We start from the raw sequence: 2725 nt of genomic DNA, 5'->3' as shown, positions 1-2725 counted from the left end.
CCGGCGCGCGGGGATGCGCCCCCGGGGGCCGGCGGCCCCCCGCCGCCCCCCCGCCCCGGCACCACCCAGCTTCACCCCTGCGAGAAGGGCGGTCGGGATGTCGGACCAACGGACCGGGCTGTGGTTGATCGGGGCGCGCGGATCGGTGGCGACCACCGCCGTGAGCGGGCTGCTCGCCTTGCGGGCCGGGCTCGCGCCACCCACGGGGTGCGTGACCGCGAGACCGGAACTGGCCGACGTGGACCTGCCGTCGTGGGACGACATCGTTGTCGGCGGCCACGACGTCGTGACGACCTCGCTGGACAAGCGCGCCGAACAGCTCGCCTCCGCGGGCGTGGTGCCGCACCACCTGCTGCCGTCGCTGGTCGACGGGCTGCGGGCGGTCGACGCCGAGATCCGCGAGGGCTACCACCCGGCCACCCACCGCGGCGCCCAGGCCGTGGCGGCCGAACGGCTCGCGACGGACCTGCTGCTGTTCCGGGAGCGGCACGACCTGGCGCGGGTCGTCGTGGTCAACGTGTCCTCCACCGAGCCGCCCGTGCCGCACCTGCCCGAGCACGACGACCTCACCCTGCTGGAGGCCGCGCTGACCGACCCGGAACGCGCGGTACTGCCGCCCAGTTCGCTGGCCGCCTACGCGGCGCTGCGCGCGGGCTGCCCGTTCGTCGACTTCACGCCGTCCACCGGTGTCGCGCTGCCCGCGCTGCACCGGCTGGCCCTGACCCTCGGCCTGCCGTACGCCGGGCGCGACGGCAAGACCGGGGAAACGCTGCTGCGCACGGTCCTCGCACCGATGTTCACCGCGCGCGGCCTGCGCGTGCGCTCCTGGTCGGGCACGAACCTGCTCGGCGGCGGCGACGGGGCGACGCTCCAGGACGCCGAGCACGCCGCCAGCAAGCTGGAGTCCAAGGCCCGAGGCTTGGCCGCGCTGCTCGGCGAGGCCGTGACCGCGCCGCTGCACATCGACAACGTCCCGGACCTCGGCGAGCAGAAGACCGCGTGGGACCACGTGTCGTTCGAGGGGTTCCTCGGCGCGCGGATGAGCCTCCAGTTCACCTGGACCGGCCTGGACTCCTCCTTGGCCGCGCCGCTCGTGCTCGACCTGGCCCGGCTCGTGGCCGCCGCGCACGCCGACGGGCAGTCGGGTGCCCTGGGCGCGTTGGCGTTCTTCTTCAAGGACCCGCTCGGCCACGACGAGCACCGGTTCGCCGAGCAGACCCGCGACCTGCACGCGTGGGCCCGTGAGCTGGGGAGGAACCGCGCGTGAGGGCCTACGTCGAACTCGTCCGCGCGCCCGCCGCGCTCACCGTCCTGGGCGACACCGTCGCCGGGGCCGCCGCGTCCGGGAACCCGTTGCGCGGCCGGAGAGTGGCGCTGCCGCTGGCGTCGGTGGCGCTGTACTGGTCGGGGATGGCCCTCAACGACTGGGCCGACCGCGACTTGGACGCCGTCGAACGCCCGGAGCGGCCGGTGCCGTCCGGGCGGATCACGCCGAACCGCGCGCTGGCCGTCGCCGCCGGGCTCAGCGCCGCGGGACTCGGGATCGCGGCGTGGGCGGGAGGCCGGGACGCGCTGCGCGTGGCCGTGCCGCTCGCGCTGGCCGTGTGGTCCTACGACACCGTGCTGAAGTCCACCCCGGCCGGGCCGCTCGGCATGGCCGCGTGCCGGGGGCTGGACGTCCTGCTCGGCGCGAGCGGGGCCGGGGGAGCACTGCCCGCCGCGGCGGCCGTGGCCGCGCACACCTTCGGCGTGACAACGCTGTCGCGCGGCGAGGTGCACGGCACGTCCGCCTCGGTGGCCCGCGCGGTCGTCGGCGGCACGGCGCTCAGCGCGCTCGCCTCCGTCGTCGGGCCGTCGGCCTCGTGGCGGCACCGCCTGGCCGGGCTGGTCGCCGCCACCGGCTACGCCGTCACGGTGGGCGGGGCCCAGCTCGCCGCCGTGCGCACGCCCGACGCGGCGTCCGTGCGGACCGCGACCAAGGCGGGCATCCACGGCATGGTCCCGCTCCAGTCCGCGCTCGCCGCGCGGGCCGGGTCGGTCGCGGCGGCCGCCGCCGTCGCGCTCGCGCTGCCGCTGGCCCGGCGGCTGAGCCGGAAGGTGAGCCCGACATGACGTTCCACCTCGGCTACGGCACCAACGGCTTCGCCAACCACCGCCTCGACGACGCCCTCGACATCATCGCCGGGCTCGGCTGCACGTCCGTGGCGCTGACCCTGGACCACCACCACCTCGACCCGTTCGCCGACGACCTGCCCGCGCGGGTGGCGCGGGTCGCCGCGAAGCTCGACAAGCTGGGCCTGCGCTGCGTCGTGGAGACCGGCGCCCGGTTCCTGCTCGACCCGCTGCGCAAGCACCACCCGACGCTGGTCAGCGAGGCGCAGGAGGTCCGGGTCGACTTCCTGCTCCGCGCGGCCCGGATCGCCGCCGAGCTGAACGCCGACTGCGTGTCGTTCTGGTCCGGCATCAGGCCCGCGGACGTGCCCGTGCAGGAGGCGTGGCGGCGGATGCGCTCCGGCGTGGCCGCCGTCCTGGAGGGCGCGGAGCCGCTCGGCGTCACCCTCGGCCTGGAACCCGAGCCGGGGATGCTCGTGCAGCACCTCACCCAGGCGCTGCGGCTGCGGGAGGAACTGGGCGCGCCGACGCTGTTCGGCGTCACCCTGGACGTGGGGCACTGCGTGGCCGTGGAACCCGACGACGCGGCCACGTGCGTGCGCCGGGCGGGATC

3 protein-coding genes are annotated in these 2725 nt (G+C 76.4%); all 3 read left to right on the top strand.

The annotated features are described in order from the left end of the window. Positions 1-97: 97 nt before the first annotated feature. Positions 98-1267, top strand: a complete 1170-nt coding sequence (locus ACFWW9_RS46040; protein ID WP_390389981.1) for an inositol-3-phosphate synthase — start codon at positions 98-100, stop codon at positions 1265-1267. Then, on the top strand, positions 1264-2112 hold the full coding sequence (locus tag ACFWW9_RS46035; RefSeq protein ID WP_390389980.1) for an SCO3242 family prenyltransferase: 849 nt from the start codon (positions 1264-1266) through the stop codon (positions 2110-2112). The genes ACFWW9_RS46040 and ACFWW9_RS46035 overlap by 4 nt, the downstream gene beginning before the upstream one ends. After that, on the top strand, positions 2109-2725 hold a 617-nt coding region (locus tag ACFWW9_RS46030), incomplete at its 3' end, for a sugar phosphate isomerase/epimerase family protein (RefSeq protein ID WP_390389977.1). The genes ACFWW9_RS46035 and ACFWW9_RS46030, both read left to right, overlap by 4 nt.

The organism is Umezawaea sp. NPDC059074 (assembly GCF_042738955.1).
Classification (GTDB): domain Bacteria; phylum Actinomycetota; class Actinomycetes; order Mycobacteriales; family Pseudonocardiaceae; genus Umezawaea.
The sequence above is the reverse complement of the archived record's forward strand: the minus strand, read 5'-3'. Positions and strand labels throughout refer to the sequence as shown.